This window comes from Enterococcus thailandicus (assembly GCF_001886265.1).
In the GTDB taxonomy this organism is placed as follows: domain Bacteria; phylum Bacillota; class Bacilli; order Lactobacillales; family Enterococcaceae; genus Enterococcus_B; species Enterococcus_B thailandicus.
Window position 1 is genome coordinate 49,345 of the sequence record NZ_JXLE01000017.1, and the last position, 6,498, is coordinate 55,842.

The 6,498-nt window shown below is 34.9% G+C and carries 5 protein-coding genes and 1 other annotated feature; of the genes, 2 read left to right on the forward strand and 3 right to left on the reverse strand.

Features of this window, described 5'->3' with window-relative positions:
* The first annotated feature begins 68 nt into the window (after positions 1-68).
* Both RV17_RS11035 and guaB read left to right on the forward strand, forming a co-directional pair.
* Positions 69-764 (forward strand): DUF1129 domain-containing protein, encoded by a 696-nt coding sequence (locus tag RV17_RS11035; RefSeq protein ID WP_071869235.1) that lies wholly within the window; start codon positions 69-71, stop codon positions 762-764.
* Positions 765-953: 189 nt separating this feature from the next.
* The gene (gene guaB / locus RV17_RS11040) at positions 954-2,438 is read left to right on the forward strand and encodes an IMP dehydrogenase (RefSeq protein WP_067483686.1); all 1,485 of its coding nucleotides are present in this window, start codon (positions 954-956) and stop codon (positions 2,436-2,438) included.
* Positions 2,439-2,506: 68 nt separating this feature from the next.
* Here the strand turns inward: guaB and serS are convergent, their stop codons facing one another.
* The 3 genes from serS to croR all read right to left on the reverse strand — a co-directional run bounded on the left by serS (position 2,507) and on the right by croR (position 5,952).
* On the reverse strand, positions 2,507-3,778 hold the full coding sequence (gene serS / locus RV17_RS11045; protein ID WP_071869236.1) for a serine--tRNA ligase: 1,272 nt from the start codon (positions 3,776-3,778) through the stop codon (positions 2,507-2,509).
* Between the two features lie 48 nt (positions 3,779-3,826).
* Positions 3,827-4,035 (reverse strand) — a binding site (T-box leader).
* Positions 4,036-4,085: 50 nt separating this feature from the next.
* Positions 4,086-5,276 (reverse strand): sensor histidine kinase, encoded by a 1,191-nt coding sequence (locus RV17_RS11050; protein ID WP_067483690.1) that lies wholly within the window; start codon positions 5,274-5,276, stop codon positions 4,086-4,088.
* Positions 5,263-5,952: a response regulator transcription factor CroR gene (gene croR, locus RV17_RS11055; RefSeq protein WP_067483692.1), complete on the reverse strand. Its 690-nt coding sequence runs from the start codon at positions 5,950-5,952 to the stop codon at positions 5,263-5,265. Before croR ends, RV17_RS11050 begins: the two co-directional genes overlap by 14 nt.
* Positions 5,953-6,498: the final 546 nt, after the last annotated feature.

Consider the following 6,498-nt stretch of genomic DNA (forward strand, 5'->3'; position numbering starts at 1 on the left):
AAAATATGTTAAAATATTTTTTGTGACGACCGTTAAGCAAACTAACGGCTAAGGAGGACTACTAGATCATGGAACCAGAGCAATTACGTGAAATGGTGAAAGAAAATAATAATTTAGAAACACAATTAACGAAGCGAAACCAACAGTATATTTTTGATTTGAAAAAATCTTTAGAAGCAGCAAACTTATCTGAGGCAGAGAAAGTTAATGCGCTTCATGATATGTTACCTGTCTTGGTGAAAGAACAAAAAGGCGGCAAAACTGCACGTCAGCTTTTTGGAACAGTTTCTGAGCGAACAGAATCAATTATTAGTAAGCCAGTAGCACCTAAAAAATCTTCTACACCAGTTTTGATGTGGTTAGATAATACATTATTGTTATTAGGTTTATTGAGTATCATGATTGCAATTACAGGTTTCTTTTCACGTGAAACAGCTCCAGCTTATGGAATCTCAACACTTCTGTTTGGATCAGCTATCGGTGGTTGGGTATTTTATATGATGTATAAATATATTTATCAATATGAATATCCAGGTGCAGATAGAAGCAAGAAACCAGGAATGTTAAAAACATTATTGATTTTAGGTGGTTCAACACTTGTGTGGGTAATCGCATTCTCAGCGACAACGTTACTTCCACCAGTTCTTAACCCAGTGTTAAATCCAATTGCAGTAATTGTGATTGGTGCAGCAGCATTAGCACTACGTTACTACTTGAAGAAAAAATATGAAATCGTGGGCAGTCTATCTGTTCCAAGAAGATAATTAGCAAGCAACGTACGAAATTATTCGTGCGTTGTTTTTTTTTATATTTTCTTTCGTAACAATGAGAATAATCAAAATAAAATCTTTGTTTTATGAGAAATAAAGCAGCAGTTGCTTCTTAGTTATTGACTTAAAGGATAAAATCGCTTATTTTAATAGATAAACTAAATTAGAGGAGTGGTACTAACAATGTCCAACTGGGAAACAAAGTTCACGAAAAAAGGTTTTACTTTTGATGATGTCTTATTGATACCAGCAGAAAGTCACGTGTTACCAAACGAAGTGGATATGAGCATACAACTAGCAAAAAACATTAAGTTAAATATTCCAATTATGAGCGCAAGCATGGATACAGTAACTGATAGTAAGATGGCAATTGCGATGGCTCGTCAGGGTGGTCTAGGTGTTATTCATAAGAACATGACAATTGACCAACAAGCAGAAGAAGTTCGCAAAGTAAAACGTTCAGAAAGTGGCGTCATCATTGACCCATTCTTTTTAACACCACAACATCTAGTTGCTGATGCTGAAGAATTAATGAGTAAATATCGAATTAGTGGTGTTCCAATTGTTGAAACTTTGGAAAATAGAAAATTAGTAGGAATCATTACTAACCGTGATATGCGTTTCGTAACAGATTATCATATTCCGATTGACGATGTGATGACAAAGGATAACTTAGTTGTTGCCCCAGAAGGAACTTCTCTAAAAGATGCAGAGAAAATTTTACAAAAACACAAAATTGAGAAATTACCAATCGTCGATGAAGATGGTCGTTTAAGTGGCTTGATTACTATCAAAGATATTGAAAAAGTCATCGAATTTCCTAATGCTGCGAAAGATGAACATGGTCGTTTATTAGTTGCTGCTGCTGTAGGCGTAACAAGCGATACTTTTGAACGTGCTGATGCATTGTTAACTGCTGGTGTAGATGCAATCATTATTGATACAGCTCATGGACACAGTGCAGGTGTAATTCGCAAGATTAAAGAAATTCGTGAAACTTTCCCAGCAGCAACACTGATTGCTGGAAATGTAGCAACTGCTGAAGCAACGAAAGCACTTTATGATGTTGGTGTTGATGTTGTTAAAGTTGGTATTGGACCTGGTTCGATTTGTACAACCCGTGTTGTTGCAGGTGTCGGTGTTCCTCAATTGACAGCAATCTATGATGCAGCTTCTGTTGCGCGTCAGTATGGTAAAACAATTATTGCCGATGGCGGAATCAAATATTCAGGTGACATTGTTAAAGCACTAGCTGCTGGAGGACATGCAGTTATGTTAGGTAGTATGCTAGCCGGAACAGATGAATCACCAGGTGAATTCGAAATTTTCCAAGGTCGTCGTTTCAAAACATATCGTGGAATGGGCTCATTAGGTGCGATGGAAAAAGGATCAAAAGATCGTTATTTCCAAGGAAGTATCAATGAAGCAAATAAATTAGTTCCCGAAGGTATTGAAGGACGTGTAGCTTATAAAGGAAGCGTAGCAGATATTATCTTCCAAATGATTGGTGGATTAAAATCAGGAATGGGCTATGTCGGAGCTGCAAACTTACAACAACTACGAGATGATGCACAATTCATCCAAATGAGTGGCAGTGGACTAAAAGAATCACATCCACATGATGTTCAAATCACTAAAGAAGCACCAAACTACTCAGTTGAATCATAAATAAAAGAAAAACTTCCACCAAAATCATAATTGATTTTGGTGGAAGTTTTTTGTTTTAGAAAGTAAATTTAGTTGATTACTCTTAAATTACCCATATATGGCACTAAAGCTTCAGGAATAGTTACTGAGCCATCTTCATTTTGGTAGTTTTCTAAGATAGCTGCAACTGTACGGCCAACAGCTAAACCAGATCCATTCAATGTATGAGCGTAATGAATTTTTCCATCTTCATCACGGTAGCGAATCATTGCTCGACGTGCTTGGAAATCTTCACAGTTTGAACATGAACTAATTTCACGGAAAGTATCTTGCGCGGGAATCCAAACTTCTAAATCATACGTTTTAGCAGCAGAGAAGCCCATGTCACCTGTTGACAAAGCAACGACACGATAAGGTAAGTTTAATTTTTGCAAAATATCTTCAGCATCATTAGTCATTTTTTCTAGTTCTTCATAAGAATGTTCAGCATCAGAAAATTTAACCATTTCAACTTTGTTAAATTGGTGCAAACGAATCAGACCACGAGTATCTCTACCAGCACTACCAGCTTCTGAACGGAAAGCAGGGCTAAGAGCGGTAAAGCGAATTGGTAAATCTTTTCCATCTAAAATTTCGTCATTATAATAGTTGGTTAAAGGAACCTCTGCAGTAGGAATCAATGTTAAATCGGTATTTTCTAATTGGAACACATCTTCTTTAAATTTTGGAAATTGACCTGTCCCGAACATTGCACGACTGTTAACAATGTAAGGAGTAATCATTTCAGTATAACCATGTTCATAAATATGTTGATCAAGCATAAAATTATACACGGCGCGTTCTAGGCGTGCACCTAATCCTTTATAATAAACAAAACGGCTTCCTGAAACTTTTGCGCCACGTTCAAAATCTAAAATATCAAGATTTTCTGCGATTTCCCAGTGTGGTTTAGGTTCAAAAGAAAAGTTTCGGGGATTGCTCCAACGACGAACTTCTACGTTATCGTCTTCATCTTTTCCAATTGGTACTGAGTCATTAGGCAAGTTTGGTAAAGTAGTAGCAATCTGAGTAAGTTTTTCATCAACATCAGCAATTTCTGTATCTAAGGCTTTGATGTTGCCACCAACTTCTTTCATTTCTGAAATTTTTGCAGAAGCATCTTCTTTATTACGTTTTAGTTGTGCAATTTCTGCAGAAACATCATTTCGATATTTTTTTAATTCCTCACTTTTTACAAGCAAATTACGACGACTTTCATCTAATTCCATAAATTCAGCCAAAGTTTCTTTTTTTACGCCACGTGTCATTAATTTTTCTTGGACTGAGTCAAAGTTCTGACGCATCATTTTTACATCTAACATTAATTAATTCCTCCTTTATAAATAAAAAAAACTATTCCTTCCCAAAAATCTTGGGACGAAATAGTTTTGTATTCGCGGTACCACCCGAGTTCAGCTTTAATTGCTGCTCTTGTTTACAGATAACGGCTGTTAACCGGCTTTTCTTATTTCAAAAAGCACACATCATAGAACTGGAACTTCCAAATTATTTTTTGCTGATTTGCAGCGACCATCAGCTCTCTGTTAAAAAATAAAGTGTACTGGGTTCTGTGTTTAGTATTCACTAATTGACTTAAGAATATCGAAAAATGAGATATTCGTCAACTGATTATTTTTCATCTTGAGGAAGTTTACTATTTTTTTTCAAAGGTAGGTGCATAATAAATGAAGTCCAACTTTGATCTGATTTTGCATAAATGTACCCACCGTGTAATGCAACAATACTTTGAGCAATTGCTAGCCCAAGTCCTGTTCCGCCAGTTGCTTGTGATCGAGATTCTTCCACACGATAAAAACGATCAAATAAATTATCAAGAGATTGTTTTGGAATCATTGCCCCATTATTTTTAACGACTGCTACAACTTCTGTTCCGACACGTTCGACTTCAATGATAATATTTGTAGCTCCTTTACCGTACTTCAGGGCATTTGTAATTAAATTATTAAAGACGCGGACCAATTTTTCTGTATCCCCATCCATAATCAGAGAAGACTCTTTAGATTGAACAAGTATTTGAATATTTTTTTTTGCAGCTTCCAACTCAAAGTCAGCAGCAAGCTGCTCGATTAATTGAATCAAATCAAATGCTGAAAAGTTAACAGGCACTGCTGGCTGTCGCACTTTTGTATATTCAAAAAGGTCTTCAACTAAGGATTTCATTTGTTTTGCCTTTACATAAGCAGTATGTGTGTACTTCAAAAGATCTTCTTGAGAATGATATTGTCCATCTTCAATCAGACCTAAGTAACCAATAATGGATGTTAAGGGTGTACGAATGTCATGGCTCACGTTTGTAATCAGTTCGTCTTTTGATTTTTCAATTTTTCGCTCATCCTCAATAGCAGCAACCGTACTATCTACTAAGCCATTGATACTAGTAACAACTCTACTAAGATCGCCACTAAGTTCAAAAGGGATTCGATGATCATAATTACCATTAGCAATGAAATGTAGCTCACTGATAATATGACGTAATTGCATTTGTCGATAGCGCCGAATCAAGCGCCAATATAAAACTGCTACATCTAATAGTAAGAAAAGCGGAATAATAAAATTCCTACCATTCCAAAAAAGATCAGAGCCAAGTCGCTGGGCAAAAATATTTTTTGAGTCCCAAATTGCGTTTGTGAGAGAAGGAGAGCTGTTGATGACAGAACTAATTACTACTAAAATAGCGACATTTAATAGAAGTAAAAGAATAACTGTGATAATTCCTTCTGCTAAAAGTTCACTGATTTCTTTGGAAGTTAAAATGATACGCCGTCGTTTCTCTTTTCCCACGCTCTTATCTTGCGTCAATTTTATATCCAACCCCCCAAACAGTTTGAATTACTTTTTCTCCACCTGTAGCTTCTTCAATCTTATCTCGTAAATGGCTCACGTGAACCATAACTGTTTTTGCTGAGACAATACTTTCTTGTTTCCAAACACGTTCAAAAATTTCATCCGCACTAAATACACGATTTGGGTGACTAGCTAAAAGATATAAAATGCCAAATTCTAAAGCAGTTAATTGGATTTCTTTCCCGTCAATTGTTTTTACTTCATGGGAGTCTTTGTTGATTATTAATGAATTTACTTCTAATACATCCGGTTGTTCAGCAGTTATTTGCATTTTTGTACGACGTAATAAAGATTTTACACGCGCCATAACTTCCAATGGATTAAATGGTTTGGTTACGTAGTCATCTGCACCAGCAACTAACCCTTTGATTTTATCCATATCAGTTGTTTTTGCTGTTAACATAATAATTGGAATTTGAGATTCTTTTCGTAATTCTTTTACAACTTGCATACCATCCATTTCAGGCATCATGATATCTAAAATAAGCAATTCAATATCGGGAATAGTTCTAATTTTTGATAGTGCCTCTTTTCCGTCATAAGCTTTTACTGCCTCGTAACCTTCATTGTGTACATAGATACTTAATAACTCTACAATTTCTTTGTCGTCATCTGCAATTAAAATTTTCATATAATGAATCCTCCAGAATAAGTGTGTTTACTATTATTCTAGCAAAAAAAAGCAGAAATAGATAAAAGCAACACTTTGTTAACAAAAAATTTAGAAGAAATCACTGTAAATCAAACATAATAGAAAAAAACTGAACAATTATTACAGATGTAATATAAAATCAAGCGAAAATAGTGTAAAAAGCGAATGATTTTAAAGCAGAATTAAATAATGATCGAACTTGTTATAAATGTTGTTAAAACAGCATTTTTATTATTGACTTTAGAATTTTAAGTTGGTATATTATTATTTGTTCAACAAGAGCAATTAAAATTTTGTTGATTAGTCGTTAAATAAGTTGTTGACATGTTCATTATGGCATGATAAGATAACTAAGTTGTTTAAAAAGAACTGCTTATGAAGCTTGATTTCATCAAGGAAAACTTCAAAAAAAGTTCTTGACAAATAACAAACGATGCGATATGATAAATGAGTTGCTGAAAGATTTCTCAAACGAAATCAAAAAAAACTTTTTTAAAAAGAGTTGACATTCAAACGTCACTCTGA

Bases quoted from the DNA above. Each gene is read 5' to 3' on its own strand.
- serS (WP_071869236.1), bottom strand. From the start codon at position 3,778: ATGTTAGATGTAAAAATGATGCGTCAGAACTTTGACTCAGTCCAAGAA.
- guaB (WP_067483686.1), top strand. From the start codon at position 954: ATGTCCAACTGGGAAACAAAGTTCACGAAAAAAGGTTTTACTTTTGAT.
- croR (WP_067483692.1), bottom strand. From the start codon at position 5,952: ATGAAAATTTTAATTGCAGATGACGACAAAGAAATTGTAGAGTTATTA.
- RV17_RS11035 (WP_071869235.1), top strand. From the start codon at position 69: ATGGAACCAGAGCAATTACGTGAAATGGTGAAAGAAAATAATAATTTA.